This window comes from Burkholderia sp. ABCPW 11 (assembly GCF_001523445.1).
Classification (GTDB): Bacteria; Pseudomonadota; Gammaproteobacteria; order Burkholderiales; family Burkholderiaceae; genus Burkholderia.
This window is the reverse complement of the sequence record NZ_LOVM01000093.1, coordinates 127,769-153,994: the sequence shown is the minus strand read 5'-3', so window position 1 is coordinate 153,994 and position 26,226 is coordinate 127,769. Positions and strand designations below refer to the sequence as shown.

The 26,226-nt window shown below is 67.2% G+C and carries 23 protein-coding genes and 7 tRNA genes; 10 read left to right on the top strand and 20 right to left on the bottom strand.

Going from position 1 to position 26,226, the window contains the following annotated elements:
- Positions 1–23: 23 nt before the first annotated feature.
- Entirely contained in the window at positions 24–1,463 is a 1,440-nt protein-coding gene (gene cls, locus WS61_RS29700) for a cardiolipin synthase (protein ID WP_059505880.1), read from the top strand.
- A 57-nt stretch (positions 1,464–1,520) separates the two neighbouring features.
- Here the strand turns inward: cls and WS61_RS29695 are convergent, their stop codons facing one another.
- Positions 1,521–2,000 (bottom strand): glutathione peroxidase, encoded by a 480-nt coding sequence (locus WS61_RS29695; protein WP_011549528.1) that lies wholly within the window; start codon positions 1,998–2,000, stop codon positions 1,521–1,523.
- A gap of 136 nt (positions 2,001–2,136) precedes the next feature.
- Here WS61_RS29695 and WS61_RS29690 point away from each other — a divergent pair, with 136 nt between their 5' ends.
- Entirely contained in the window at positions 2,137–4,068 is a 1,932-nt protein-coding gene (locus tag WS61_RS29690; RefSeq protein WP_059505878.1) for an ATP-binding cassette domain-containing protein, read from the top strand.
- A gap of 159 nt (positions 4,069–4,227) precedes the next feature.
- Here the strand turns inward: WS61_RS29690 and WS61_RS29685 are convergent, their stop codons facing one another.
- The 3 genes from WS61_RS29685 to alr form a co-directional block, all read right to left on the bottom strand.
- Entirely contained in the window at positions 4,228–4,494 is a 267-nt protein-coding gene (locus tag WS61_RS29685) for a DUF2866 domain-containing protein (protein ID WP_059505876.1), read from the bottom strand.
- Positions 4,495–4,640: 146 nt separating this feature from the next.
- Positions 4,641–6,017 carry a DNA repair protein RadA gene (gene radA / locus WS61_RS29680; protein WP_034207679.1) on the bottom strand — a complete coding sequence of 459 codons (1,377 nt, stop codon included), beginning with the start codon at positions 6,015–6,017 and terminating at the stop codon, positions 4,641–4,643.
- Positions 6,018–6,028: 11 nt separating this feature from the next.
- Positions 6,029–7,099 (bottom strand): alanine racemase, encoded by a 1,071-nt coding sequence (gene alr, locus WS61_RS29675; RefSeq protein ID WP_059505874.1) that lies wholly within the window; start codon positions 7,097–7,099, stop codon positions 6,029–6,031.
- A 218-nt stretch (positions 7,100–7,317) separates the two neighbouring features.
- Between alr and lplT the strand changes: the two genes are divergently transcribed.
- A complete protein-coding gene (gene lplT / locus WS61_RS29670) occupies positions 7,318–8,625 on the top strand; it encodes a lysophospholipid transporter LplT (protein ID WP_059505873.1) in 1,308 nt (435 codons plus the stop codon).
- Positions 8,626–8,683: 58 nt separating this feature from the next.
- Entirely contained in the window at positions 8,684–9,493 is an 810-nt protein-coding gene (gene thiD, locus WS61_RS29665) for a bifunctional hydroxymethylpyrimidine kinase/phosphomethylpyrimidine kinase (protein WP_059505871.1), read from the top strand.
- A gap of 18 nt (positions 9,494–9,511) precedes the next feature.
- Here thiD and WS61_RS29660 read toward each other — a convergent pair whose 3' ends face one another.
- The 4 genes from WS61_RS29660 to tsaB are packed head-to-tail and all read right to left on the bottom strand — an operon-like array spanning position 9,512 to position 12,759.
- Positions 9,512–10,477 carry a DUF1853 family protein gene (locus tag WS61_RS29660; RefSeq protein WP_059505868.1) on the bottom strand — a complete coding sequence of 322 codons (966 nt, stop codon included), beginning with the start codon at positions 10,475–10,477 and terminating at the stop codon, positions 9,512–9,514.
- Entirely contained in the window at positions 10,474–11,508 is a 1,035-nt protein-coding gene (locus WS61_RS29655; protein WP_059506099.1) for a uracil-DNA glycosylase, read from the bottom strand. The genes WS61_RS29660 and WS61_RS29655 overlap by 4 nt, the downstream gene beginning before the upstream one ends.
- Complete coding sequence (gene rimI, locus WS61_RS29650) at positions 11,495–11,995, bottom strand: ribosomal protein S18-alanine N-acetyltransferase (protein WP_059505866.1); 501 nt, start codon at positions 11,993–11,995, stop codon at positions 11,495–11,497. Before rimI ends, WS61_RS29655 begins: the two co-directional genes overlap by 14 nt.
- Entirely contained in the window at positions 11,992–12,759 is a 768-nt protein-coding gene (gene tsaB / locus WS61_RS29645) for a tRNA (adenosine(37)-N6)-threonylcarbamoyltransferase complex dimerization subunit type 1 TsaB (protein ID WP_059505864.1), read from the bottom strand. The genes rimI and tsaB overlap by 4 nt, the downstream gene beginning before the upstream one ends.
- 147 nt (positions 12,760–12,906) lie before the next feature.
- Between tsaB and WS61_RS29640 the strand changes: the two genes are divergently transcribed.
- The 3 genes from WS61_RS29640 to aceA all read left to right on the top strand — a co-directional run bounded on the left by WS61_RS29640 (position 12,907) and on the right by aceA (position 16,793).
- Entirely contained in the window at positions 12,907–13,176 is a 270-nt protein-coding gene (locus tag WS61_RS29640; RefSeq protein ID WP_059505862.1) for an acyl-CoA-binding protein, read from the top strand.
- A 359-nt stretch (positions 13,177–13,535) separates the two neighbouring features.
- Positions 13,536–15,086, top strand: a complete 1,551-nt coding sequence (locus WS61_RS29635) for a DEAD/DEAH box helicase (protein WP_059505860.1) — start codon at positions 13,536–13,538, stop codon at positions 15,084–15,086.
- A 399-nt stretch (positions 15,087–15,485) separates the two neighbouring features.
- Positions 15,486–16,793, top strand: coding sequence for an isocitrate lyase (aceA, locus tag WS61_RS29630; RefSeq protein WP_059505858.1), 1,308 nt, complete (start codon positions 15,486–15,488; stop codon positions 16,791–16,793).
- Positions 16,794–17,005: 212 nt separating this feature from the next.
- Here the strand turns inward: aceA and WS61_RS29625 are convergent, their stop codons facing one another.
- Together WS61_RS29625 and WS61_RS29620 are read right to left on the bottom strand one after the other, a co-directional pair.
- Positions 17,006–17,440, bottom strand: coding sequence for a universal stress protein (locus WS61_RS29625; RefSeq protein ID WP_059506097.1), 435 nt, complete (start codon positions 17,438–17,440; stop codon positions 17,006–17,008).
- 156 nt (positions 17,441–17,596) lie between these two features.
- Complete coding sequence (locus tag WS61_RS29620; RefSeq protein WP_059505856.1) at positions 17,597–18,502, bottom strand: LysR family transcriptional regulator; 906 nt, start codon at positions 18,500–18,502, stop codon at positions 17,597–17,599.
- A gap of 155 nt (positions 18,503–18,657) precedes the next feature.
- Here WS61_RS29620 and WS61_RS29615 point away from each other — a divergent pair, with 155 nt between their 5' ends.
- Together WS61_RS29615 and aceB are read left to right on the top strand one after the other, a co-directional pair.
- Positions 18,658–19,419 (top strand): haloacid dehalogenase type II, encoded by a 762-nt coding sequence (locus WS61_RS29615; RefSeq protein ID WP_059505854.1) that lies wholly within the window; start codon positions 18,658–18,660, stop codon positions 19,417–19,419.
- 65 nt (positions 19,420–19,484) lie between these two features.
- Positions 19,485–21,077, top strand: a complete 1,593-nt coding sequence (gene aceB / locus WS61_RS29610) for a malate synthase A (protein WP_059506095.1) — start codon at positions 19,485–19,487, stop codon at positions 21,075–21,077.
- A gap of 127 nt (positions 21,078–21,204) precedes the next feature.
- Here the strand turns inward: aceB and WS61_RS29605 are convergent, their stop codons facing one another.
- Positions 21,205–21,618, bottom strand: a complete 414-nt coding sequence (locus tag WS61_RS29605) for a gamma-glutamylcyclotransferase (RefSeq protein WP_059505852.1) — start codon at positions 21,616–21,618, stop codon at positions 21,205–21,207.
- 269 nt (positions 21,619–21,887) lie between these two features.
- Between WS61_RS29605 and WS61_RS29600 the strand changes: the two genes are divergently transcribed.
- On the top strand, positions 21,888–22,766 hold the full coding sequence (locus WS61_RS29600; RefSeq protein WP_059505850.1) for a helix-turn-helix domain-containing protein: 879 nt from the start codon (positions 21,888–21,890) through the stop codon (positions 22,764–22,766).
- Positions 22,767–22,791: 25 nt separating this feature from the next.
- Here the strand turns inward: WS61_RS29600 and WS61_RS29595 are convergent, their stop codons facing one another.
- From WS61_RS29595 to gltX, 9 genes are all read right to left on the bottom strand, one after another.
- Positions 22,792–23,256: a GNAT family N-acetyltransferase gene (locus tag WS61_RS29595; protein WP_034207694.1), complete on the bottom strand. Its 465-nt coding sequence runs from the start codon at positions 23,254–23,256 to the stop codon at positions 22,792–22,794.
- A gap of 351 nt (positions 23,257–23,607) precedes the next feature.
- Positions 23,608–23,684 (bottom strand) — tRNA-Asp (locus tag WS61_RS29590).
- A gap of 73 nt (positions 23,685–23,757) precedes the next feature.
- Positions 23,758–23,833: transfer RNA gene (locus tag WS61_RS29585), tRNA-Glu, on the bottom strand.
- A 63-nt stretch (positions 23,834–23,896) separates the two neighbouring features.
- Positions 23,897–23,973, bottom strand: a tRNA-Asp gene (locus WS61_RS29580).
- Positions 23,974–24,053: 80 nt separating this feature from the next.
- Positions 24,054–24,129: transfer RNA gene (locus tag WS61_RS29575), tRNA-Glu, on the bottom strand.
- A gap of 63 nt (positions 24,130–24,192) precedes the next feature.
- Positions 24,193–24,269: transfer RNA gene (locus WS61_RS29570), tRNA-Asp, on the bottom strand.
- Between the two features lie 77 nt (positions 24,270–24,346).
- A tRNA-Glu gene (locus WS61_RS29565) sits at positions 24,347–24,422 on the bottom strand.
- Between the two features lie 137 nt (positions 24,423–24,559).
- Positions 24,560–24,635: transfer RNA gene (locus tag WS61_RS29560), tRNA-Ala, on the bottom strand.
- 127 nt (positions 24,636–24,762) lie between these two features.
- Positions 24,763–26,172: a glutamate--tRNA ligase gene (gene gltX / locus WS61_RS29555; protein WP_059505847.1), complete on the bottom strand. Its 1,410-nt coding sequence runs from the start codon at positions 26,170–26,172 to the stop codon at positions 24,763–24,765.
- Between the last annotated feature and the right edge of the window lie 54 nt (positions 26,173–26,226).

Sequence of the window (26,226 nt, the reverse complement as noted above, 5' to 3'; positions counted from 1 at the left end):
CTGCGGGAGTCCTTGACGCGCCCATGACCCTCGACTGGCTACATCTCGGCACCCTGATCCTGACCATTCACGTGCTCGGGATCGTCGCGGCCTGCCACGCAATCATGAACACGCGCACGTCGCAAGGCGCGATCGCATGGGCCGTCTCGCTCACGGCCATGCCGTACCTGACGCTCGTTCCGTACCTGTTCCTCGGCCGCAGCAAATTCTCCGGCTACGTCGACGCCCGGCGCCACGAGCTGGACATGTTGCGCACGCACACACCGCGCGCGCCGTGGCGCACCGCCGACGCGACCGACGGGCCGGCCGCCGACGCGCTGGGCCAGGCCGCCGTGCTCGCGCTCACGCGGCTCGGCGGCATGCCGTTCCTCGGCGGCAATTCGGTGCGCACGCTCGTGAACGGCGACGCGACGTTCTCGGCCATCCTGTCGGCGATCGACGCCGCGCGCGACTACGTGCTCGTCCAGTTCTTCATCGTGCGCGACGATGCGCTCGGCCGGATGCTGCGCGACTCGTTGCTCGCGCGCGCGGCCGCCGGCGTACGCTGCTGCCTGCTGTACGACAGCATCGGCAGCTTCGACCTGCCGCACGGCTACGTCGACGCATTGCGCCGGGGCGGCGTCGAGGTCCATCCGTTCGCGACCAACCGGAAATTCGTCAACCGCTTCCAGCTGAACTTCCGCAACCATCGCAAGATCGTCGTCGTCGACGGCAATCGCGCGTTCGTCGGCGGCCACAACGTCGGCGTCGAATATCTCGGCGCGAAGCCACGCCTGTCGCCATGGCGCGACACCCACATCGAGATACGCGGCCCCGTGGTGGCGAGCATCCAGTACGTGTTCGCCGAAGACTGGCACTGGGCGACGCAGAAGCTGCCGCCCATCGCGTTGCCGCCGCCCGCGCAGCCCGGCGACGCCATGCATTGCCTCGCGGTGCCGATGGGGCCGGCCGACAAGCAGGAAACCGGCTCGCTGTTCTTCGTCGAATCGATCAATGCCGCGCGCGAGCGGGTCTGGATCACCACGCCGTACCTGGTTCCCGACGAAGCCGTGCTGTGCGCGCTGAAGCTCGCCGTGATGCGCGGCGTCGACGTACGCATCCTGATCCCGAGCCGGCGCGACCACTACGTCGTGTTCGAAGCGTCGAAGCTTTACGCGCGCGATCTCGTCGATGCGGGCGTGAAGGTGTTCCGCTACCGGCCCGGCTTCCTGCACCAGAAGGTCGTGCTGATCGACCGCATCGCGGCGGCGATCGGCAGCGCGAATCTCGACAACCGCTCGTTCCGCCTCAATTTCGAGGTCATGGTGCTGACCGTCGACCCGGCGTTCGCCGACGAGGTCGAGACGATGCTCGATGCCGACTTCGCGCTGGCGTACCAGGTCGATGCGGACGAATACCGGCAGTCGCCCGCCTGGCGGCGCATCGCGATGCACGTCGCGCGGCTGTTCGCGCCGATCCTGTAGCGGCCCTGACGAGCGCCGCGCCCGCTGCACCGGCGCGGCGCACGCCGCGCTGCGCCGTCACAGCAGCTTGTCGATGTCCGCGGCGATTTCGTCGGGCTTGGTGGACGGCGCGTAGCGCTTGACGATGCGCCCTTCGCGGTCGATCAGGAATTTCGTGAAATTCCACTTGATCGCCTTGAGGCCGAGGATGCCGGGCGCCTCGTCGGTCAGGTAGCGATACAGCGGATGCGCATGGTCGCCCTTCACGTCGATCTTCGCGAACATCGGGAACGTGACGCCGTAGTTGCGCTCGCAGAACGCACCGATCTGCGCGGCATCGCCCGGCTCCTGCTTGCCGAACTGGTTGCACGGGAAGCCGAGCACGAAGAAGCCGCGCGCCGCGTACTGGTCGTACAGCTTCTGCAGACCCGCGTACTGCGGCGTGAAACCGCACTCGCTCGCGGTATTGACGATCAGCAGCACCTTGCCGCGATACGCATCGAGCGATACCGGCGCACCGGCGAGCGTCTCTGCGCTGAACGAATACAGGGTGGACATCGGGTACTCCTTATACGAAACCGGATCGACGTGGAGTCTAGGCGAAATTGCGCCGTTGCGGCATCGGCCGAGCGGCCGATGCCCGGCACGACCGGTGCGCGGTCTAGAATAGCGGTTTTGGCCAGTCATTTCCGCCGTGATCCGTTTCAATCAGTTCAGCCTTGCGCGCGGCACCAAGCCGCTGTTCGAGTCGACCTCGTTCGTGCTCAATCCCGGCGAGAAAGCCGGCCTGATCGGCGCGAACGGCGCCGGCAAGTCGACGCTGTTTTCCGTCCTGCGCGGCGAGCTGCATTCCGACGGAGGCGATTTCTCGATGCCGCCGTCGTGGCGGATCGCCCACGTGTCGCAGGAAACGCCCGCAGTCGACCGCTCGGCGCTCGACTACACGCTCGACGGCGATGTCGCGCTGCGCGAGATCGAGGCCCGCATCGCCGCCGCTTCGGCCGCGCATGACGGCGCCGCCGAAGCCGACGCGCACGCGGCGTTCGCCGATGCCGACGGATACACCGCGCCGGCCCGCGCCGAAGCGCTGCTGCTCGGCCTCGGCTTCACGCTCGCGCAAACCCGCGAATCCGTCGCGAGCTTCTCCGGCGGCTGGCGCATGCGGCTGAACCTCGCGCAGGCGCTGATGTGCCGCTCCGACCTGCTGCTGCTCGACGAACCGACGAACCACCTCGACCTCGATGCGATCGTGTGGCTCGAAGACTGGTTGCACCGCTACCCCGGCACGCTCGTCGTGATCTCGCACGACCGCGAATTCCTCGATTCGATCTGCAACGTCACGCTGCATCTGGAAAACCGCCAGGTGAAGCGCTACGGCGGCAACTACTCGCAGTTCGAAGTGCTGCGCGCGCAGCAACTGGCGCTGCAGCAAAGCGCATACGAAAAGCAGCAGAAGACGATCGAGCACCTGCAGAGCTTCGTCGACCGCTTCAAGGCCAAGGCGACGAAGGCCAAGCAGGCGCAAAGCCGAATGAAGGCGCTCGAGAAGATGGAACTGATCGCGCCCGCGCACATCGCGTCGCCGTTCACGTTCGAATTCCGCACGCCCGATGCCGCACCGAACCCGATGATGGTGATGGAGGACGTCCGTTGCGGCTACCACGCCGACGACGGAGCGGACATCCCGATCGTCGAGCGCGTCGCACTGTCGATCCAGAACGGCCAGCGCATCGGCCTGTTGGGCGCGAACGGTCAGGGCAAGTCGACGCTGATCAAGACACTGGCCGGCACGCTCGCACCCCTGTCGGGGCAGGTGCGCGACGGCAAGGGGCTGACGATCGGCTATTTCGCGCAGCACCAGCTCGAAACGCTGCGCGAAGACGATTCGCCGCTCGCGCACCTGGCGCGGCTCGCGCCCGACACGCGCGAGCAGGAATTGCGCGACTTCCTCGGCGGCTTCAATTTCTCGGGCGACATGGCGACCAGCCCGGTCGGGCCGTTCTCGGGCGGCGAAAAAGCGCGCCTCGCACTAGCCCTGATCATCTGGCAGAAGCCGAACCTGCTGCTGCTCGACGAACCGACGAACCACCTCGACCTCGAGACGCGCCACGCGCTGACGATGGCGCTCGCGCAGTTCGAAGGCACGCTGATCCTCGTGTCGCACGACCGTCACCTGCTGCGCGCGACGACCGACCAGTTCATGCTGGTCGCGAAGCACCGGCTGCAGCCGTTCGACGGCGACCTCGACGACTACCGCGACTGGCTGCTGCAGCATGCGGCCGAGCAGCGCGCGGCCGCGAAGGCCAACAGCGCGGCCGCCGCGGGTGCCGATCCGGGCGTCAACCGCAAGGACCAGAAGCGCCAGGCGGCCGAGGAACGCCAGCGGTTGTCGCAGTTGAAGAAGCCGCTGCAGAACCGCATCACGAAGCTCGAAAAGGAAATGGAAGCGCTGCACGCGGAGAAGGCGCGCCTCGATGCGTTCGTCGCCGATCCGGCGAGCTACGAGGCCGCGCGCAAGACGGAACTGACCGACGCGATCCGCAAGCTAGGCGAGGTCAACACGCGGCTCGAGACGGTCGAGGCCGACTGGCTCGCCGCGCAGGAAGAACTCGAGCAGATCGGCTGACCGCGGCCGCCGGGCCGTCAGCCGACGATCGCGTCATCGGCGGCGCGGTGCGTCGGAGCGTCCATGCCCGACGAAACGGCCCGGCCGCGAAAACGACGAAGCCGGGCACCTGGCCCGGCCTCGTCGGTCACTGCCGCGTCGGCCCGCCGCGCGATCCGCTCAGCGACGCGGCAGCGTGTCGCGCGGCATCTGCTCGTCGTCGCCCATCAGGTATCGGCGCCCTTTGGTCGGCCGGCGAATCGCCGCGACGACTTCCGCTTCCGTCACATCCTCGGACACGACCTTGCGCGCCAGGCGCCCTTCTTCGTCGATCCATTCGACGATCCGGCATCCGCCGCCCCACGGCTGGCGAATCGGCTCCGACACGCGGCAGCCGCGCAGGTTGTAAAGGCGTCCGCCAGGCGCTTCCCCATACGATTTCAACATAGGTTCCCTTCGCATTGCGCGGTTCGACAATCCGGCAAAGGATAGGGAAAAGCGATGTCCGGCGGGTTACAGCAGCCTACATATTCTTTACAGTGAATTACGCGACAGATCGTCCGGCGACGCCCGGCCCGCACGCGCCGGCTCGCTCATTCGAGATCGCGCACGCGGTCGATCGCCTGCTCGAGCCGCTCGACGGCCATCACGTTCAGCCCTTCGATCGCCTGTTTCGGCGCATTCGCCTTCGGAATCAGCGCGGACGTGAAGCCGAGCTTCGCCGCTTCGCGCAGTCGTTCCTGCCCGCGCGGAGACGGCCGGATCTCGCCTGCCAACCCCACCTCGCCGAACACGATCAGCCCTTTCGGCAGCGCCTTGTTGCGCATCGACGAGTGAATCGCGAGCAGCACCGCGAGGTCGGCGGCCGGTTCGGTGATCTTCACGCCGCCCACCGCATTCAGGAACACGTCCTGGTCGAAGCACGCGATGCCCGCGTGCCGGTGCAGCACCGCGAGCAGCATCGCGAGCCGGTTTTGCTCGAGGCCGACCGCGAGCCGGCGCGGGTTCGGCACGTGCGCCGTATCGACGAGCGCCTGGATTTCGACGAGCAGCGGCCGCGTGCCTTCCTGCGTGACGAGCACGCACGAACCGGGCACGACCTGTTCGTGCTGCGACAGGAACAGCGCGGACGGGTTGGCTACGCCGCGCAGCCCGCGCTCGGTCATTGCGAACACGCCGAGCTCGTTGACTGCGCCGAAGCGGTTCTTGAACGCACGCACGAGCCGGAACGACGAATGCGTGTCGCCCTCGAAATACAGCACCGTGTCGACGATGTGCTCGAGCACGCGCGGGCCGGCCAGGTTGCCTTCTTTCGTCACGTGCCCGACCATGATGATCGCGGTGCCCGACTGTTTCGCGATGCGCGTGAGCTGCGCCGCGCATTCGCGCACCTGCGCGACCGAGCCGGGCGCCGACGTGAGCGCGTCCGAATAGACGGTCTGGATCGAGTCGATGACGGCCACGTCCGGCCGCTCCGCATCGATCGCGGCCTGGATCTTCTCGAGCTGGATCTCGGCGAGCAGCTTCAGTTCGGCCGCCGGCGCGCCGCCGTCCAGCAGCGCGAGCCGTTGCGCACGCAACGCGATCTGCGCGGCCGATTCCTCGCCGCTGATATAGAGCGCGCGCCGCTCGCTCGCGATATCCGCGAGCGACTGCAGCAGCAGCGTCGACTTGCCGATGCCCGGATCGCCGCCGATCAGCACGACGCCGCCGGGGACCAGCCCGCCGCCCAGCACGCGGTCGAATTCGCCGATGCCGGTCGAGAAGCGCGGTACGTCGGCGGCCTCGATGTCGACGAGACGCTGCACCGGCGCCCGCTTCGCGAGCGACTGGAAACGATGGGCCGCCGGCGATTCGGCGACCGATTCGACGAGAGTGTTCCAGGCCTGGCACGACGGGCACTGGCCCTGCCACTTGGGGGTCTGTCCGCCGCACTCGCTGCAGACGTAAACGGTTTTCTGTTTGGCCACGCGCGACGCCCTTATTCCGCTCGCACCGGCACGCGCGCGGCGACCGCGCACATCAGCTCGTAGCCGATCGTGCCGCAATGGCGCGCGACGTCGTCGATCGGCAGCGCGTTGCCCCACAGCTCGACGCGCGCGCCGACGCCGGCCTGCGGGCACGGCGTCAGGTCGACGGTGATCATGTCCATCGACACGCGACCGACGATCCGCGTGCGGATGCCGTCGACGATCACCGGCGTGCCTTCCGGCGCGACGCGCGGATAGCCGTCCGCGTAACCGCACGCGACGACGCCGATCCGCATCCGCGCCTGCGCGGAGAACGTCGAGCCATAGCCGATCGCCTGGCCCTTCTCGATCGTCTGCACCGCGATCAGCTCGGACGCGAGCGTCATCGCGGGCTTCAACCCCGTGTCGGCGATATCGGACGACAGCCCGGACGGCGACGCCCCGTACAGCACGATCCCCGGCCGCACCCAGTCGAAGTGCGTGTCCGGATGCCACAGCACGGCCGCCGAATTCGCGAGACTGCGCGCGCCGGCGATGTTTTCCGCACCGCGCTCGAACGTCGCGAGCTGCTCGGCGACGCCGCGCTCGTTGTCCGCGTCCGAAAAATGGGTCATCAACGTGATCTGGCCGATGCCCGGGCACGCGCGGGCGCGCTCCCACGCGGCACGGTACTTCTCCGGCACGTAACCGAGCCGGTTCATCCCGCTGTTCATCTTGAGCTGCACGTTGACGGGCTTCGACAGCCGCGCCGTCTCCAGCATCCGCATCTGCTCGTCGTTGTGGACGGTCGTCGTCAGGCTGTAGCGGTCGATCACGTCGATGTCGGTCGAGCGGAAGAAGCCTTCGAGCAGCAGGATCGGGCCGGCCCAGCCGAGCTCGCGCAGCTTGACGGCTTCGTCGAGGTCGAGCAGCCCGAACCCGTCGGTACCGCGCAGGCCGGGGAACACGCGCGCGAGCCCGTGGCCGTATGCGTTCGCCTTGACGACCGCCCAGACCTTGGACGGGCCGGCATAGCGGCGGACGACGGAGAGATTGTTCGCCAGAGCGGCGGTGTGGATGGTGGCGGAGATCGGGCGCGGCATGGGAAATTTACGTAAAGACGCTTGCGAATCATCAGCTTACCGCGCCTTTTGAGCACCGAAGCCGACAATTGGCGGAACGATCGGGGAATCTTGCTAGTCCGAATTGCCGTATTTTCGTGTTATAAAGCCGTGCGCACAACCCATTTCGAACGGAATAAGCCGATCGCATACCAGGCGGCCTACGCGGCCCTGCCGCAGCGACGAAAGCATCGCATCAGATGAAAAAAGGTTTTTACACCATCATGGCCGCGCAGTTTTTCTCGTCGCTGGCCGACAATGCGCTTCTCATCGCCGCCATCGCCCTGCTGAAAGACCTCCACGCCCCCAACTGGATGACACCGCTGCTGAAGCTGTTCTTCGTGTTGTCGTATGTGGTGTTGGCGGCGTATGTCGGTGCGTTCGCGGATTCGCGCCCGAAGGGCCGCGTGATGTTCATCACCAACTCGATCAAGGTGGTCGGCTGCATGATCATGCTGTTCGGCGCCCACCCGCTGATTGCGTACGGGATCGTCGGTTTCGGCGCGGCGGCCTACTCGCCCGCCAAGTACGGGATTCTCACCGAACTGCTGCCGGCCGACCGGCTGGTCGCCGCGAACGGCTGGATCGAAGGCACGACCGTCAGCTCGATCATCCTCGGCACCGTGCTCGGCGGCGCGCTGATCAGCCCGCACATCGCGTCGCACGTGATCGCGCACACGCCCGCCTGGATCGGCACGCCCGCCGAAGCCGCGATGGCGATCATCATGGCGATCTACGTGGTCGCCGCGCTGTTCAACCTGCGCATTCCCGACACGGGCGCCCGCTATCCGAAGCAGGAACGCGGCCCGGTCAAGCTGCTCACCGATTTCGCCGACTGCTTCATGGTGCTCTGGCGCGACAAGCTCGGCCAGATTTCGCTCGCGGTCACCACGCTGTTCTGGGGGGCCGGCGCGACGCTGCAGTTCATCGTGCTGAAATGGGCCGAGGTATCGCTCAACATGTCGCTGTCCGAAGGCGCGATCCTGCAGGCCGTGGTCGCGGTCGGCGTCGCGGCCGGCGCGATCGCCGCCGCCGCCCGGATTCCGCTGAAGAAGTCGCTGACCGTGCTGCCCGTCGGCATCGTCATGGGCATCGCGGTGATGCTGATGGCGTTCTACACGCGCGACCTGTTCCCGTCGCACTGGGCCGTGCACTTCGGCCATCTGCGCCTGCCGTTCTACCTGATCGTCGCCTACATCTTCCTGATCGGCGTCGGCGCGCTGTCCGGCTACTTCGTCGTGCCGATGAACGCACTGCTGCAGCATCGCGGCCACGTGCTGCTGTCGGCCGGCCATTCGATCGCGGTGCAGAACTTCAACGAGAACCTGTCGGTGCTCGTGATGCTGTGCCTGTATGCGGTGCTCGTGTGGCTCGACGTGCCGGTCGGCGTCGTGATCGTGCTGTTCGGCACGTTCGTCTGCCTGACGATGTGGCTCGTGATGCGCCGCCACCAGGCGAACCAGCGTCAGTTCGACTCGGTTGCGCTGATCGGCGAATCGCGGCACTGACGCTACACTTTCCGTTTTCGTCCGCCGGCGCCGGTCGTCGAACCGGCACGTTGCCCTCATGACGCACCCGATACCCAACATCCTGACGATCGCCGGCTCCGATTCGGGCGGCGGCGCAGGCATCCAGGCCGACCTGAAGACGTTTTCCGCGCTCGGCGCGTATGGCGCGAGCGTGATCACCGCGCTGACCGCGCAAAACACGCGCGGCGTGACGGGCGTGCATGCGCCGGACGCCGCATTCGTCACCGCGCAACTCGACGCGGTGTTCGACGACATCCGCATCGATGCGGTCAAGATCGGGATGCTCGCCAACGCGGCGATCGTGCACGCGGTCGCCGACGCGCTGCGCCGTCACGCGCCGCGCTTCGTCGTGCTCGACACGGTGATGATCTCGAAGAGCGCCCACGCGCTGCTCGCGCCCGATGCCGTCGACGCGCTGCGCGACACGCTGCTGCCGCTCGCGACGGTCGTCACGCCGAACCTGCCCGAAGCGGCCGCCTTGCTGAACGATGCGCCCGCGTCCACCGAAGACGACATGGTCCGGCAAGGCCAGACCTTGCTGCAGACGGGCGCGCGCGCCGTGTTGATGAAGGGCGGCCACCTGCCCGACGCGTCCGCGAGCCCCGACTGGCTCGTCGACGCGACACGCACCGTGCGGCTCGACGGCGCGCGCCTGCCGGTCGGCAACACGCACGGCACCGGCTGCACGCTGTCGTCGGCGATCGCCGCGCTGCTGCCGCAGCGGCCCGACCTGGAAAGCGCGGTACGCGACGCCAAGACCTACCTGACCGGCGCGATCGCCGCGAGCGGCCAGCTCGACGTCGGCCACGGCGTCGGCCCGGTCCATCACTTTCATCGCTGGTGGTGAGCGCCGGCTGACGCAGCGTCAGCGATCCTGCGCCGCGAACGCCTGCGCGCGCGCCGGCCAGTCGTCGGGCACGACGAAACCGCGCGCCGTCTCGTGCCACGTGCCGTCGCTGCCCTTTTCATGGATGCCGATCAGGTCGGGCGCCTGGCGCATCGCCAGCACGGGCGGCAGTTCCGGTGCGCTCGCCAGCGGCTCGGGCTCGACACCTGCGCCGGCGGCGGCTCGCCGCGGCGCCAGCCACGCCAGCCTCGGCAACACGCTCCATGCCGCGCCGTCACGCTGCGCGGCCGCCCACGCCGGCCACTGCGCGTGCGTCAACCAGAAACCGCGCGGGTGGTCCGGCGCGATTTCGGCGGACACCGGCGATACCGGTGTGCCGTACGGATGGAACAGCCAGCCCTTGATGAACATCTGCGCGTCGGACGGCGCGCCGTAGCCAAGCCGGGCAAAGCCGTCGTGTTCGCCGAGCCGCAACTGGTGGTCGAGCAGCCGGCTGCGCTTGCGATCGAACCGATCGACGAGATTGGGGCCGACGAAGTCGGCGAGCGACGCGCCGTCGCGGACCGGCGCGCACAGATAGCACTTCACCGCGAGTTCCCAATGCAGGCGCCGGCCGTCCGGCGCATCGACGAGAAAATCGACTTCGCCGAGCGTGCGGCCGTTGCTGCGCAGCGGCAGATTGGCCGCGACGAGCCGCAGCGACGGCCCGTGCGTCAGAAAATACTCGAGCAGGCATTCGGCGTAGCGTCCGAGCCGGGTGGGCCGAAACCCGTCGAGCGCGCGATGCAGCGGCTCCGGCCGTGCATCGAGCGCGGCGAGCCACGCTTGCCCGGCCGCTTGCCCGGCCGCGTCCGGCCAGGGGCGGGCGAGCGGTGCGCCCGGCACCGCGGTGAGCAGGCTCGGGCTGGCCAGTAGCCAGCCCAGGTCGCGCACCGCGACGTCATGCAGCGTATCGACGAACGCGCACGCCGCGCCAGTCGTCATTGCCCGGTCGGGCCGTTCGCGTCGGCGCCTTCCGCACGCCGGAACGTGTCGCGCGCGAGGCACAGGTCGGCCCACGCCTTCGACTTGTCCTGCAGGCTGCGCAGCAGGTAGGCCGGGTGGTAAGTGACGATCACCGGCACGCCCTCGTACGCATGCACGCGGCCGCGCAGCGACGCGATGCTCGCGTCCGTCTTCAGCAGCGTCTGCGCGGCAAAACGGCCGAGCGCGACGATCAGCTTCGGCTTCACGAGCGCGACCTGGCGCTGCAGATAAGGCTCGCAGCTCGCGACCTCGTCCGGCTCCGGGTTGCGGTTGCCGGGCGGACGGCACTTGATCACGTTCGCGATGTACACGTTGTCGCCGCGCTTGAGCGACAGCGACTGCAGCATGTTGTCGAGCAGCTTGCCGGCCTGGCCGACGAACGGCTCGCCCTGCTTGTCCTCGTTCTCGCCCGGCGCTTCGCCGATCAGCATCCAGTCCGCTTCGCGGTCGCCTACCCCGAACACGGTGTTGGTCCGCTTCTCGCACAGACGGCACAGCGTGCAGTCCGCCACGCGCGCGGCCAGCGCATCCCAGTCGAGCGCGGCGACCGGTGTGCCGGCGGGACGCAATGCAGCGGCCGGCACGGAATCGTCCTGCGGCGCCGCGTCGAACCATGCGAAATCGTCGTCCGCAGCGGGCGACGCATCAGCCTTCGGCGGCATCGTATCGGGCGATGCGGCCGACGCGGACGATACGGCCTGCGCGGGCGGGCGATCGCCATCGACGACACCGTGCGCCGGCGCCCGCGACTCGCGAGCCGGCAAGCCGTCGGCAGCGCCACGCTCGACGGCCGCTGGCGCGTCGTCCTGCCCCGGTGCACGCGCCGCACGCGTCGGCCGATCGGCCGCGACGACGGGACCGTCGTCGGCCGCCGCGGTTGGCGCGACGGCACGCGCGTCGGCTGCCGCGCCCTCGCCCGCGCGTTGCCCGCGCCGTACCCAGATCTGCGCGAGGCCCAGTTCCTCGAGCGCCGCTTCAGACCACGCCATGCGCATCCCCCTCGTCCTTGTTCAGCGTCAGACGCATCACGATCGCGTCCTCCCGGCTGCGATGCTTCGCCGGATAGTAGTTCTTGCGCCGGCCGATCGTCACGAAGCCGAAGCGCTCGTACAGATGAATCGCGCGCGGATTGGACGGCCGCACCTCGAGCAGCACGCCGTCGAGCCGCTCCGCGCGCGAAATGCGCACCGCCTCGCGCAGCAGCGCGAGGCCCGCGCCCGCATGCTGCGCGGCCGGCGCGACGCACAGGTTCAGCAAATGCATCTCGTCGATCACGGGCATCAGCACGCAATAGCCGACGAGCGACCCGGTCACGTGCCGCAGGCACACGCCCAGATAGCCGTTGCGCAACGAATCCTCGAAGTTGCCGCGGCTCCACGGGAATTCGTACGCGACCTGCTCGATCGCGACGACCTCGTCGAGATCGGCGTCCGTCATCGGCGCCAGATAGCGGTCGCTCAGCAGGACGCCCGTCATCCCTTCGCTCCGCCCGTCTGCGCGGCCCGTGCCGCGATGCGCTCGGCCGTGGTCTGCGCGACCTTGTCGCGCACGTATTCGGGCGCGGCCCGGTCGGCCGGCACCGCACGCCCCGCGCGGAACGCGCGCAGCGCGGCATGCGCGACCGCCAGCGCATGCGGCAGCGCGTCGCCGTCGATCGCGGCGGCCCGCGCGGCGGCCGGCAATTGCGCGCCGAATGCCGCGGCCGCATTGCCGGCGAGCGTGAACGGCGCGTCGGGTACGCCGACCGCACCCGGTGCGTCGAGCGACGCCGGATGCACCGTGCGCCAGTCGCCGGCGCCGTCGTCCCACGCGAAATCCGCCCAGTAGGCTTCGTCCATCCGCGCGTCGAGCGCGGCGAGCACACGGGCCGTGCCGGGTGCGCGCAGCCGCGCGTGCTCGGCGCATGCGAGCAGCGTGCCGATCGGCACGACCGGCAGCCCGCTCCCGAACGCGAGGCCCTGGGTAATGCCCGTCGCGGTACGCAGGCCCGTGAACGAGCCGGGGCCCGCGCCGAACGCGATCGCGTCGCAATCGGCGAGCGTCAGCCCCGATTCGGCGAAGAGTTCCTGGATCGCCGGCAGCACGCGCGTGCTCGACACGGCGCCCGTCGGCTCGTGACGAACCCAGGTTTGCGGGGTGGAAACGGCGTCATCGGCCTGGGCCGAGCGCAGCAGCGCGACCGAGCAGTATTCGGTCGACGTATCGATGGCGAGGAGCACTGTTTGCGTCATGGCCGACATTGTAATGCGCCGCCCCGCTCCCACGGGCGATCGGGTTCGATCTGTGCGCACGCGCGGCGCCGGCCGCGGTTTGGAAGGATCGCTCGACCCCGCGCGACGGCTCGCTTGTTAAGATCGGCCGATCTGAAACCCTTACGGAGACACCCGATGAGCGACCTCACCGCCCGATTCGACCAGGCCCAGATCGACGTCAAGCAACTGACGGAGCGGCCGGGCAACCTGACCCTGCTGCGCCTGTACGCGCTCTTCAAGCAGGCGACCGACGGCGATGCGCACGGCGACAAGCCCGGCTTCACCGACATCGTGGGCAAATACAAGTACGATGCGTGGGACGCACTGAAGGGCACGTCGCAGGATGCGGCGAAGCAGCAGTACATCGAACTCGTCGAATCGCTGAAAAACGGCACGGCGTCCTGACCGGATCGCCCTCGCCGCAATCGGCAATCAAATCAGTGGCGCAGCGCAGCAAATTTCTCTATAATGCGGCCTGCGTCACCTCCCGCGCTCGGCTCGCAAGCCGTTCCGGCCGACGCCTCGTAGCGTTAAGCTCCAATCCGGTTTAGAACCTGTCCCCTCCTGCTTCGACCCTCGCGGTCGTCAACTAGGCTGGCGGTCCCGCTCCTGAAGCGCGCCGCACCCAAAACAGCTTCTAATGCCTCATCCGCCGACGGTTCGGCGGATTGCACCCGTTTCCCGATTTGCTCGCTGAATCCGACGACTTGGGTATGCGCGATTGGCGCCGACGTTTCACCCACTGTGTTGTTTCAAGGATTGTTATGACTTCGAGCATCAACTCCAGCCCGCTCAACGCGATCGCCGACCAGGCGCTCGGTCTCGACGCCGCCGCCGCACCGGCCGCAGTCGAACCGGCGTCGGACGAGCCGAGCTTCGCGTCGCTCGGGTTGTCGCCGGAGATCGTCTCCGCGCTGCAGGCCGCCGGCTACGTGAAGCCGACGCCGGTCCAGCAGCGCGCGATTCCGGCCGGCATCGCCGGCCGCGACCTGCTGGTGTCGAGCCCGACCGGTTCGGGCAAGACGGCCGCATTCATGCTGCCCGCGATCGAACGTTTCGCGCAGCTCCAGAAGACGCAGGCGCAGCAGCCGCGCGCGCCGCGTGAACCGAACCAGGGCGACCGCCGCGTGCGCCGCCCGCAACCCGTCGCGCGCCCGGGCCTGCTCGTGCTGACACCGACCCGCGAACTCGCGATGCAGGTCACGACGGCCGCATCGACGTACGGCAAGCATCTGAAGCGCCTGCGCACGGTCAGCATTCTCGGCGGCGTCGCCTACGGCCAGCAGCTGATGCTGCTCGCGAAGAACCCGGAAATCCTGGTCGCCACGCCGGGCCGCCTGCTCGATCACCTCGAGCGCGGCCGCATCGACCTGTCGGAACTGAAGATGCTCGTGCTCGACGAAGCCGACCGCATGCTCGACATGGGCTTCATCGAAGACATCGAAACGATCGTCGCCGCCACGCCGGAATCTCGCCAGACGATGCTGTTCTCGGCCACGCTCGACGGCAAGATCGGTTCGCTGACGAGCCGCCTGCTGAAGGACCCGGAGCGCATCGAGATCCAGCAGCGCCTCGAGTCGCGCGCAAATATCGCGCAGACCGTCCATTACGTCGACGATCGCGACCACAAGGATCGCCTGCTCGATCACCTGCTGCGCGACGACGCGCTCGACCAGGCGATCATCTTCACGGCGACCAAGATCGACGCCGATCAGCTCGCCGGCCGTCTCGCCGACGCAGGCTTCGAATCGGCCGCGCTGCACGGCGACCTGCCGCAAGGCGCGCGTAACCGCACGATTCGTGCGCTGCGCGAGCGCCGCGTGCGCGTGCTGGTGGCCACCGACGTCGCGGCCCGCGGCATCGACATCCCGGGCATCACGCACGTGTTCAACTACGATCTGCCGAAGTTCGCGGAAGACTACGTGCACCGTATCGGCCGTACCGGTCGCGCAGGCCGTTCGGGTATCGCGGTGAGCCTCGTGCATCATGCCGAGCAAGGCGCGCTCAAGCGCATCGAGCGCTTCGTGCGCTCGCCGCTGCCGGTCAACGTGATCGAAGGTTTCGAGCCACGCAAGGCTCCCCCGCGCAACGGCGGCAACGGCGGCCGCGGCCGCCCGGGTGGCGGTAACGGCGGTCGTCGTTTCGGCGGCAAGCCGGGCGGCGGTTATGCGGGCAACGGCAACGGCGCCGGCCGCAGCTACGGCGGCGGCAATGGCGGCGGCTGGAGCGGCAAGCCCGGCGGCAGCCGTGACGGCGGCCCGCGTCGCGACGGTCAGCGCAGCGGCGGCCCGCGCCGCGGCAATTCGGCATCGTAAGGTAAGCACACACGGGCGGCCCGCGGCCGCCCTGCGGATCGGCAACCCCGGCCATCCAGCCCACCGGCGCATCCGCGCCGGTTTTTTTTGCCTCGCCGCCAATTTCACGATGCGGAAAATTTTTTTGCGTCGTAAAAAATCATGCTGCAAGGCACAAGCCGCGCGATTGCGGGATAGGAAAACGCATTTCTTATCTCGAAATTAATTCGGCAAGACATTGATTCAAAACAACTAAAAAATTCACCGCCTCCCGAAATAGCCCCTGTTTCGCTCCCGCCGATTTGCCTAGACTCTTATACAAGACTTCGCGAAACGGAATGCACCGCTTCCCCGCTTCGCGAACGGCATCACCACCGTCAGACTCGGCCGTCACGCCTACACCGCATCAAGGAGCTCATCATGTCGCGTCAGCAACAGGCACAGGAACTGCAGCAGCAATGGGAAACCGATCCGCGCTGGAAGGGCATCAAGCGCAACTACTTGGCTGAGGACGTGGTCCGCCTGCGCGGCTCGATCCCGATCGAGCACACGCTGGCCAAGCGCGGCGCGGAAAAACTGTGGAGCCTCATCAACAACGAGCCGTTCGTCAACGCACTCGGCGCGCTGACCGGCAATCAGGCGATGCAGCAGGTGAAGGCCGGCCTGAAGGCCATCTACCTGTCCGGCTGGCAAGTGGCCGGCGACGCGAACGTCGCGGGCGAAATGTACCCGGACCAGTCGCTGTACCCGGCCAACTCGGTGCCGCTCGTCGTGAAGCGCATCAACAACACGCTGACGCGCGCCGACCAGATCCAGTGGTCGGAAGGCAAGAACCCGGGCGACGAAGGCTACGTCGATTTCTTCGCGCCGATCGTCGCCGATGCGGAAGCCGGCTTCGGCGGCGTGCTGAATGCATTCGAACTGATGAAGGCGATGATCGAGGCAGGCGCATCGGGCGTTCACTTCGAAGACCAGCTCGCATCGGTGAAGAAATGCGGCCACATGGGCGGCAAGGTCCTCGTGCCGACACGCGAAGCCGTCGCGAAGCTGTCGGCCGCGCGTCTCGCGGCCGACGTGATGGGCACGCCGACCGTGCTGGTAGCCCGCACCGACGCGGAAGCGGCCGACCTGATCACGTCCGACATCGACGACAACGACAAGCCGTTCCTGACGGGCGAGCGCACGGTGGAAGGCTTCTTCCGCACGAAGCCGGGCCTCGAACAGGCCATCTCGCGCGGCCTCGCGTACGCGCCGTACGCGGACCTGATCTGGTGCGAAACCGGCAAGCCCGATCTCGAGTACGCGAAGAAGTTCGCGGAAGCGATCCACAAGCAGTTCCCGGGCAAGCTGCTGTCGTACAACTGCTCGCCGTCGTTCAACTGGAAGAAGAACCTCGACGACGCGACGATCGCGAAGTTCCAGAAGGAGCTCGGCGCGATGGGCTACAAGTTCCAGTTCATCACGCTGGCCGGCTTCCATGCGCTGAACTACTCGATGTTCAACCTCGCGCACGGCTACGCACGCACGCAGATGAGCGCGTTCGTCGAACTGCAGCAGGCGGAGTTCGCGGCAGCCGACAAGGGCTTCACGGCCGTCAAGCACCAGCGCGAGGTCGGCACCGGCTACTTCGACGCGGTGACGCAGACGGTCGAACGCGAAGCGTCGACGACCGCGCTGCATGGCTCGACCGAGGACGAACAGTTCTTCGACGGCAAGAAGGTCGCGTAACACGCGCGAGCGTGACGCCGATGCCGCCGCGTCTCGCGACGCCGCGGCATCGGCCACCGGACAACAATCAGGGAGGAGACGGCAGGCGCGCGAGTCCCATTGCGCGACCGGCCGCGCGGCGGCCTGCGGGCCGCCAGCAACGATGCGCGCCGGCTTCGTCCGGCGCGCCCTTTTTCGACGGCGCAGCCCGCCCGGCCACGGCCGGCGCCGCCCTAACGATAGACGATCACCGGAATTTTCGTATGGGTCAGCACGCGCTGCGTCTCGCTGCCGATCAGCAGGCTGCCGAGCCCGCGGCGTCCGTGGGACGCCATGAAGATCACGTCGCAGCCGCCGCGCTCGGCCGCCTCGATGATGCCGAGATACGGCGACGGATGCACGCTCGTCCACGTGTCGCACGCGACCCCGGCCGCCTTCGCGGCCGCTTCCACCTCGTCGAGATGCGCACGCGCCTCGCGCTCGCTGCGTGCGCGGAAATCGGCGGGCGGCTCGATGATCACTTCGGAAAACGGCGAGTACGGGTATTGCGGCAAGCACGCGTAGGCCGTCACGCGCGCGCCGACCGCACGAGCCAGGTCGATCGCACCGTCGATCGCCTTCTTCGACAGTTCGGAACCGTCGGTTGGAACGAGGATGTGCCGGAACATCGCGCCCTCCTTCGTCAATCGCACGCGCGCCGCGAATCCAGCCGAGCCGGCCGCGACACGGCGCGCATGCCTCTTACGATTGTAGTGTGCGAAATCGCGCTCACCGCCTCGCCAGCGGGTTCGCCCTCATATCGGAAACACGCGGGCGGGTGTCGCCTACTCGCCCCAATAGCCGGGCCGCTCGTACGTGTGCTTCAGGTAGTCGAGAAACAGGCGCACCCGCAGCGGCAGATGCCGGCGCTGCGGAAACACCGCATGGATGCCGATCGGCGGCGCGGCGAACGCGTCGAGCACGCTGACGAGCCGGCCGGCCGCGATGTCCTCGCCGACTTCCCACCACGAGCGCCACGCGAGCCCGTGGCCTTCGAGGCACCACTCGTGCAGCACCGCGCCGTCCGAGCATTCCATCGTGCCGTTCACGCGGATCGACACGACCTTGCCGTCCTCCTGGAACGACCAGCCGCGCTGCTGGTTCGCATTCGCCGCGAGCGCGAGGCAGTTGTGACGAGCGAGTTCCGGGAGCGTGGCGGGCGTGCCGCGCCGCGCGAGATACGCAGGGGACGCGACGCACACGCGGCGGTTCTCGCCGAGCTTGAGCGACACCAGCGACGAATCGGGCAGCTCGCCGAGCCGCACCGCGCAATCGAACCCTTCGTTGACGAGGTCGACCATCCGGTCGGACAGGTCGAGCGTGACCGACACGTCCGGGTGCCCGACGCTGAATTCGGGCACGAGCGGCGCGACGTGCCGCCGGCCGAAGCCGCCCGGCGCGGAAATCCGCAGGTGGCCGCTCGCCTTGACGCCGCCGGCGGACACGCTCGCCTCCGCGTTCTGCATGTCGTTGATGATGCGCTGGCAGTCCTCCAGGAACGCCGACCCCTCGAACGTCAGCGTGAGCTTGCGCGTCGTGCGCACCAGGAGCTTCACGCCGAGCCGCTCCTCGAGCGCGTCGAGGCGGCGGCCGATGATCGCCGGCGCGACGCCTTCCGCGTGCGCAGCCGCCGACAGGCTGCCTTTCGCCGCGACCGCGGCGAACGTTTCGATCTGTTTGAACCGGTCCATGACTCTCGCAAGAACGGCGTCGCCGCCCTTCAAATGGCTTGAGCCGCCAAGATTAGGTATATGAAAGTAAAAGATCAAGTGATGATTAGCGTCTTTTTTAGCATCTTCGATCACGAATAGAATCGATCCGACCTCTGAAACTGGAGCGCAAGGCTATGTCGGCCACAACGACACTCTCCTCTCCCGACGCCATCCTCTTCGACGCATTCGGCACGTTGTTCGACGTGCGCGCCGTGCTGGCCGCGGCAGAGCAGATGTTTCCCGGTCACGGGGAACGGCTGTCGCAGTTGTGGCGCCGCAAGCAGATCGAATACTCGCAGTTGCGCACGCTCGCCGACCCGGCCGGCGCCCGCTATCGCCCGTTCCGGGACATCACGCTCGATGCGCTGCGGTTCGCCGCGCGCCGGCTCGGGCTCGCGCTGAACAGCGCGGCCGAGAAGCGGCTGATGGACGAATACGCGTGCCTGTCCACCTATCCCGACACGGTGCCCGCGCTGCGCAGGCTGCGCGCGCTCGACCCGCGCCCGCCGCTCGCGATCCTGTCGAACGGCACCCCGCAAATGCTCGACATCGCGATCAAGAGCGCCGGCATGTCCGGACTGTTCGATCGCGTGCTGTCGGCCGACACCGTACGCGCGTACAAGCCGAGCCCGGCCGCCTACGCGCTCGGCACCGCCGCGTTCGGGCCGAACCCGCGCGACATCGTGTTCGTGTCGTCGAACGCGTGGGACGTCGCCGGCGCCACCTGGTTCGGCTATACGACGTTCTGGCTCAACCGCACGGGCGCGCCCGCCGAGGAACTCGGCGCGCCGCCCGACGGCACGGGCACCGGCATGGCCGACCTGCTCGCCTTCCTCGCCACCCCGGCTCCGTCCGGCAGATCCGCAAACCGCACGCGCCCCGGCCCGGGTGCATGACGTTCGCCGCTGCCGCCTTCCCCCTTCACCGAAACCGCAACTGACCGACCAAGGAGATGAGACTCATGAGCACCCCGATCACGCTGCCGCAAGGCATGACGATCACCGGCGAAATCAAGCCGGGTTACGAAGCCATCCTGACGCCCGACGCGCTGGCACTCGTCGCGGCGCTGCACCGCACGTTCGAATCGCGCCGCCGGGCGCTGCTGCAGGCGCGCGTCGAGCGCACGAAACGCCTCGACGCGGGCGAGCGCCCGGACTTCCTGGCCGAGACGAAGGCGATTCGCGAAGGCGACTGGACGGTCGCGCCGCTGCCGGCCGACCTGCAATGCCGGCGGGTCGAGATCACGGGCCCCGTCGAGCGCAAGATGATCATCAACGCGCTGAACTCGGGCGCCGATTCGTACATGACGGACTTCGAGGATTCGAACGCGCCGAGCTGGACGAACCAGATCGACGGCCAGATCAACCTGAAGGACGCGGTGCGCCGCACGATCTCGCTCGAGCAGAACGGCAAGTCGTACAAGCTGAACGACAAGGTCGCGACGCTGATCGTGCGCCCGCGCGGCTGGCACCTCGACGAGAAACACGTGACGGTCGACGGCCAGCGCGTGTCCGGCGGCATCTTCGATTTCGCGCTGTTCCTGTTCCACAACGCGAAGGAACTGATCGCGCGCGGCTCGGGCCCGTACTTCTACCTGCCGAAGATGGAAAGCCATCTCGAGGCGCGCCTCTGGAACGACATCTTCGTTGCCGCGCAGGAAGCGATCGGCGTGCCGCGCGGCACGATCCGCGCGACGGTGCTGATCGAGACGATCCTCGCCGCGTTCGAGATGGACGAGATCCTGTACGAACTGCGCGAACACAGCTCGGGCCTGAACGCCGGCCGCTGGGACTACATCTTCTCGGCGATCAAGAAGTTCAAGAACGATCGCGACTTCTGCCTGGCCGACCGTTCGAAGATCACGATGACGGTGCCGTTCATGCGTGCGTATGCGCTGCTGCTGCTGAAGACCTGCCACAAGCGCAATGCGCCGGCGATCGGCGGGATGAGTGCGCTGATCCCGATCAAGAACGATCCGGAAGCGAACGACAAGGCGATGGGCGGCGTGCGCTCGGACAAGCAGCGCGACGCGACCGACGGCTACGACGGCGGCTGGGTCGCGCACCCGGGCCTCGTGCCGATCGCGATGGAAGAGTTCGTCAAGGTGCTCGGCGACAAGCCGAACCAGATCGCGAAGCAGCGCGACGACGTGCAGGTCGAAGGCGGGAACCTGCTCGACTTCCAGCCGGAAGCGCCGATCACCGAAGCCGGCCTGCGCAACAACATCAACGTCGGGATCCATTACCTCGGCGCGTGGCTCGACGGCAACGGCTGCGTGCCGATCCACAACCTGATGGAAGACGCGGCCACGGCCGAGATTTCCCGCTCGCAGGTATGGCAATGGATCCGCTCGCCGAAGGGCGTGCTCGACGACGGCCGCAAGGTCACGGCCGAACTCGTGCGTGAATTCGCGAAAATCGAGCTCGACAACGTGAAGCGCTCGGTCGGCGGCAACACGCAGCCGTACGAACGCGCAGCGGCGATCTTCGAGCAGATGTCGACGTCGGAAGGCTTCACCGAATTCCTGACGCTGCCGCTGTACGAGGAAATCTGACGACGACGCCGTTGCGTCGCCGGCGGCCACGCCGTACCGGCGGTCGCATGCGACGGCAGCACGAAAAAAGCGCCCCGCGGGGCGCTTTCTTTTTTACGGCGATTCCAGCCGCCGTCCGCAAGCAAGCTCAGGCGGTTTCCTGCTCGCGCCGGTACTGAACCCAGTCGCCGGACGGGATGCGCGGGCGCCCCACTGCCGCATGCGCGGCAACCGGATAATACAGGCACGCGTACTGCCGGCCGCCGAGTTCGACGGTCACCTCTTCCGGTTTGAACAGCGAGTCGACGCCCGGATAGACGCGCTCGATCTCGTCGAGTACCGGGACGAGCCGCTCGTCGATCTCGTAGACGTCGCCCCAGACCAGCGACTTGCCGGCCGGCCCGGCGAGCATGCCCGGGTACGGGCCGAAATCGTACAGCTCGCCCGGCAGCGCGGCCGCGCCCAGCAGCGTCGGCGCGGCGATTCCGTGACGGGCGGCCGCCTCGCCGATGTCGTTGGCCTGTCCGGCTCTCAAGGTGCCATAGACGAATACGTGGCGCATCGTGGTTCTCCTCTTCGATTCGTATGTTGCCGTGTTCGCGGGTGATCGGCGTGCGATCGGCGTGCAATTGCGCACGCATCGATAGACCGCGATACCGCCCCGATGGTTCGAACCGCCGGGGGCGGGCGACTGCGGGCGGTCGCCCCGGATTCGCCGATGCCCACACAAAGTTCATTTGAACCCGGCATGATGGCCCGAAAAACCGCCGCATGCGCTTATGCGGCGCCTTCTAAAATAACGGCATCGCCGCCGCGCTGCCCGAACCGTTCATGAATCCGCCCGCCCAAGCCGACGTATCGAACCCGTACGACGTCATCGACATTCCGCCGGAATTCGCGCCGACGGCCGTCCATCCGATGCGGGTACGCGCACGGCAGGTCGATGCCGGCCGCCGCATTCCGCTGCACACGCATGCATGGGCGCAGCTCGCGTACGCGTCGCGCGGCGTGCTGCGCGTCGCGACGACCGGCACGACCTGGATGGTGCCGCCGTCCCGTGCGATCTGGGTGCCGCCGCGCGTGACGCACGAGGTCGTGATCGTCGAAGAGGCCTATTTGCGCACGCTGTATATCGACGAGTCGATCGTGCCGGGCGGGCTCGATGCATGTCGCGTCGTCGAGGTGACGGGGCTGCTGCGCGAGCTGATCGTCGCACTCGATGCGCGCGACCTGAGCGCCGCGCGCGAGCGCCTGCTGTGCGGGCTCGTGCTCGACGAGCTGAGTCATGCCGAACCGTTGCCGCTCGCGGTGCCGATGCCCGACGAGAAACGGCTGCGCCTGCTGTGCGAATCGGTACTCGCGCACCCCGCGCACGCGGAGTCGCTCGAGCACTGGGCGAGCGAGGTCGGCGCGAGCACGCGCACGATATCGCGGCTCTTCAAGCAGGAACTGGGCGTGAGCTTTTCGCAGTGGCGCCAGCAGGCGCTGCTCGCGCGGGCGATCCCGCTGCTGAACCAGGGGCGCCCGCTGTCGCATATCGCGCGTGAGCTCGGCTACCAGAGCCAGAGCGCGTTCTCGGCCATGTTCCGTCGTGCGTTCGGCGAAAGCCCGCGCGCGTTCATGCTGCGCGGCTACGAGCATCGAGGCCCGGACGGTGCCGCCGCAGACAGCGAAACGCCAGACGACGACGCGATCGACACGGCCCGCTGATCACTCGCTCCGGCGCGCCGGACCGTCAGACCGGCCGCACCATGTGGCGGATCGAGCCGAGTTGCGCGAGTCGCGGCCCGGTGACCCGGTAGCCCATGCGCAGGTACAAATGCGCGGCGGGATTGTCGACGAACACGCGCAACTGCAGTTCGTGCAGCCCGCGCGCACGCGCCCAACGATGCGACATCTCGAGCAGGTAGGTGCCGGCGCCCTGGCCGCGATGGCCGGCCGCGATCTGCACGTCGCGGATATGCAGCGAATCGCCCTCCTCGGTCACGCGCAGCACGCCGATGCGCTCGCCGTCGGCCTCGAGGATGAAGTTCTCGGATTCGCGCCAGCTCGCATAGAACAGATCGCTGCGCCACACGAGCCCATGGCGCTTGTAGTAGCCGCCCATGTTGCCGTGCGTCAACGCTTCGGCATACGGAAAATCGCCGGGCTCCGCGGGCCGGAGCTGATACAGGAGTCGCAGGTCGGTCGGATCGAGCATCGCGCAGGAGTCGGAAACACATCCCGCCACGATAGCGCAGTCGCATGCGGATGCAATCGCGAATTTCTCGTAGGGTCGCGACATCCGATGCAGCACGCGGTATGGATGGCACGCGCACCCGGAAGTGCAAACGAAAAAGCCCGCGCGAGGCGGGCTTCTTCATTTTTTGGCGGAGCGGACGGGACTCGCCTACGTCCCGCAGGCCGCGGCTGCGCTTGCAAGCAACAGCCCTTCGAGTCCCGCCGGAAGCCGCGCAGGCGGCTTCCTCCGCCCCGCAGTCACGTGCCCGCAAGCGGGCACGATGAGCGATACCAATGAAAAAGCCCGCACGAGGCGGGCTTCTTCATTTTCTGGCGGAGCGGACGGGACTCGAACCCGCGACCCCCGGCGTGACAGGCCGGTATTCTAACCGACTGAACTACCGCTCCAGTCTTGCTGCTTGCCGGGCAGGCGTCGGTTACTTCCTGCCGGCGCGTCGTTTGTTCGAACGACGCCGAAATCTGGCGTCCCCTAGGGGATTCGAACCCCTGTACTCACCGTGAAAGGGTGATGTCCTAGGCCTCTAGACGAAGGGGACAACGTACTGCTTACATCCTTAACGAGAAAGCCCGTTCAAAACGCTCTTGAACGGGCTTCGTTCTGGCGGAGCGGACGGGGCTCGAACCCGCGACCCCCGGCGTGACAGGCCGGTATTCTAACCAACTGAACTACCGCTCCAGCTTTTCTGCACCACCGCCCGCAGGACTTCGTCACGTTCCTGCACGCGTTGCGGCACTTCTACGAAACGCCGCTGAATCTGGCGTCCCCTAGGGGATTCGAACCCCTGTACTCACCGTGAAAGGGTGATGTCCTAGGCCTCTAGACGAAGGGGACTACGTACTGCTTACATCTTTAATACAAAAGCCCGCTCAAAAACGTCTTGAACGGGCTTCGTTCTGGCGGAGCGGACGGGACTCGAACCCGCGACCCCCGGCGTGACAGGCCGGTATTCTAACCGACTGAACTACCGCTCCAGCTTTCTTACCCAACCTGCAGGACGTCGGTTACGATCCTGCAAGTCTGCGACACTTCTACGAAACGCCGCTGAATTTGGCGTCCCCTAGGGGATTCGAACCCCTGTACTCACCGTGAAAGGGTGATGTCCTAGGCCTCTAGACGAAGGGGACAGAATCTTTTCAGATTCGTCTGACTTTCGCTATTTACTTTCATTCAACAGCGAAGGCCGAAATTCTAACTGCTTTGAATCATTTTGTGAAGCATTTATTACTACCGCCGCTTCGCAAATCAATCCAGCTTGTTCTGTTGGTGGAGGTAAGCGGGATCGAACCGCTGACCTCTTGCATGCCATGCAAGCGCTCTCCCAGCTGAGCTATACCCCCTTGCAGAACAGAAATGAGATTATATGGACCGATTTCGAACTTGTAAATACCCTTTTTACGATTCGCGCGAAATTTTTTGCGAAGCGGTCCGCTCGCTCATGCGCGGACCGCTTCGCGCGCGCCAACGTCAGCCCAGCGCGGCCTCGATGCGCGACACCACGACGTCGCGGCCGAACAGCACGAGCACCGCGTCGATCGACGGCGTGTGCGTCGTGCCCGCCACCAGCAGACGCACCGGCATCGCGAGCTGCGGCATCTTCAGCTTGTGCGCGGCAAGCGTCGCCTTCAACGCGGCGGACACCGCTTCCTTCGTCCAGTCGGCCGCCTTCAGCGCGGCGACGAGATCGGCCAGCGCCGGCCGCACCGCATCGGTCACGTGCTGCGCGAGCGCATCGGCGTCGGGCGCCGGCACGCGGTAGAACATCGTCGCGCCTTCCGCGATTTCCTTGACCGTCGTCGCACGATCCTTCATCAGGCCGACCACCGCGTCGAGCGCGGGGCCCGTCGCAATCACCGCGTCGTCGATGCCGAGCGCGTCGAGGAACGGCTTCGCGAGTTCGGCGAGGCGCGCGTTGTCGGCTTCCTTGATGTAATGCGCGTTCAGCCAGCTCAGCTTGCTGTGGTCGTACTGCGCGGGCGACTTGCCGAGATGCTCGAGATCGAACCATTCGACGAACTGCTCGCGCGAGAAGATCTCGGCGTCGCCGTGCGACCAGCCGAGCCGCGCGAGATAGTTGACGACGGCCTCCGGCAGGAAGCCCGCGTCGCGGTACGCCATCACGCTCATCGCGCCATGCCGCTTGCTCATCTTCTCGCCCTGCTCGTTCAGCACGGTCGGCAAGTGCGCATAGACGGGCGGCTCGCCGCCGAGCGCATTCAGGATGTTGATCTGGCGCGGCGTGTTGTTCACGTGGTCGTCGCCACGGATCACGTGCGTGATGCCCATGTCCATGTCGTCCACCACCACGCAGAAGTTGTAGATCGGCGTGCCGTCCGGGCGCGCGATCACGAGGTCGTCGAGCTCCTCGTTCGAGATCTCGACACGCCCCTTCACAGCGTCGTCCCACACGACCGTGCCCGTCAGCGGATTGCGAAAGCGCAGCACCGGCTTCACGCCGGCCGGCGGCTCCGGCAGCACCTTGCCGGGCTCCGGACGCCATGTGCCGTCGTAGCGCGGCTTCAGGCCGGCTTCGCGCTGGCGTTCGCGCAGCGCGTCGAGTTCCTCGGCCGACATGTAGCACGGGTACGCGAGGCCCTTCTCGAGCATCTGCGCGAGCACTTCGCGATAGCGGTCCATCCGCTGCATCTGGTAGATCGGGCCTTCGTCGAAATCCAGCCCGAGCCATTGCATCCCCTCGAGGATCGCATCGACCGCTTCCTGCGACGAACGCTCGACGTCGGTATCCTCGATGCGCAGCACGAACGTGCCTTTCATCTTGCGGGCGAACGCCCACGGATAGAGTGCGGAGCGGATGTTGCCGAGGTGGATGAAGCCGGTGGGACTCGGCGCGAAGCGGGTACGGACAGGACGGGTCATAAACGGTAACTCGAACGCCTGGGGCGCATGAATGATTCGACGCGGGACGACGAC

Coding starts and splice junctions, on each gene's coding strand:
- WS61_RS29635 (WP_059505860.1), top strand. CDS start 13,536: ATGACTTCGAGCATCAACTCCAGCCCGCTCAACGCGATCGCCGACCAG.
- gltX (WP_059505847.1), bottom strand. CDS start 26,172: ATGACCCGTCCTGTCCGTACCCGCTTCGCGCCGAGTCCCACCGGCTTC.
- tsaB (WP_059505864.1), bottom strand. CDS start 12,759: ATGTCGGCCATGACGCAAACAGTGCTCCTCGCCATCGATACGTCGACC.
- thiD (WP_059505871.1), top strand. CDS start 8,684: ATGACGCACCCGATACCCAACATCCTGACGATCGCCGGCTCCGATTCG.
- WS61_RS29660 (WP_059505868.1), bottom strand. CDS start 10,477: ATGACGACTGGCGCGGCGTGCGCGTTCGTCGATACGCTGCATGACGTC.
- WS61_RS29600 (WP_059505850.1), top strand. CDS start 21,888: ATGAATCCGCCCGCCCAAGCCGACGTATCGAACCCGTACGACGTCATC.
- aceB (WP_059506095.1), top strand. CDS start 19,485: ATGAGCACCCCGATCACGCTGCCGCAAGGCATGACGATCACCGGCGAA.
- WS61_RS29685 (WP_059505876.1), bottom strand. CDS start 4,494: ATGTTGAAATCGTATGGGGAAGCGCCTGGCGGACGCCTTTACAACCTG.
- cls (WP_059505880.1), top strand. CDS start 24: ATGACCCTCGACTGGCTACATCTCGGCACCCTGATCCTGACCATTCAC.
- WS61_RS29595 (WP_034207694.1), bottom strand. CDS start 23,256: ATGCTCGATCCGACCGACCTGCGACTCCTGTATCAGCTCCGGCCCGCG.
- WS61_RS29625 (WP_059506097.1), bottom strand. CDS start 17,440: ATGTTCCGGCACATCCTCGTTCCAACCGACGGTTCCGAACTGTCGAAG.
- aceA (WP_059505858.1), top strand. CDS start 15,486: ATGTCGCGTCAGCAACAGGCACAGGAACTGCAGCAGCAATGGGAAACC.
- alr (WP_059505874.1), bottom strand. CDS start 7,099: ATGCCGCGCCCGATCTCCGCCACCATCCACACCGCCGCTCTGGCGAAC.
- lplT (WP_059505873.1), top strand. CDS start 7,318: ATGAAAAAAGGTTTTTACACCATCATGGCCGCGCAGTTTTTCTCGTCG.
- WS61_RS29695 (WP_011549528.1), bottom strand. CDS start 2,000: ATGTCCACCCTGTATTCGTTCAGCGCAGAGACGCTCGCCGGTGCGCCG.
- WS61_RS29605 (WP_059505852.1), bottom strand. CDS start 21,618: ATGCGCCACGTATTCGTCTATGGCACCTTGAGAGCCGGACAGGCCAAC.
- WS61_RS29615 (WP_059505854.1), top strand. CDS start 18,658: ATGTCGGCCACAACGACACTCTCCTCTCCCGACGCCATCCTCTTCGAC.
- WS61_RS29640 (WP_059505862.1), top strand. CDS start 12,907: ATGAGCGACCTCACCGCCCGATTCGACCAGGCCCAGATCGACGTCAAG.
- WS61_RS29620 (WP_059505856.1), bottom strand. CDS start 18,502: ATGGACCGGTTCAAACAGATCGAAACGTTCGCCGCGGTCGCGGCGAAA.
- WS61_RS29655 (WP_059506099.1), bottom strand. CDS start 11,508: ATGGCGTGGTCTGAAGCGGCGCTCGAGGAACTGGGCCTCGCGCAGATC.
- rimI (WP_059505866.1), bottom strand. CDS start 11,995: ATGACGGGCGTCCTGCTGAGCGACCGCTATCTGGCGCCGATGACGGAC.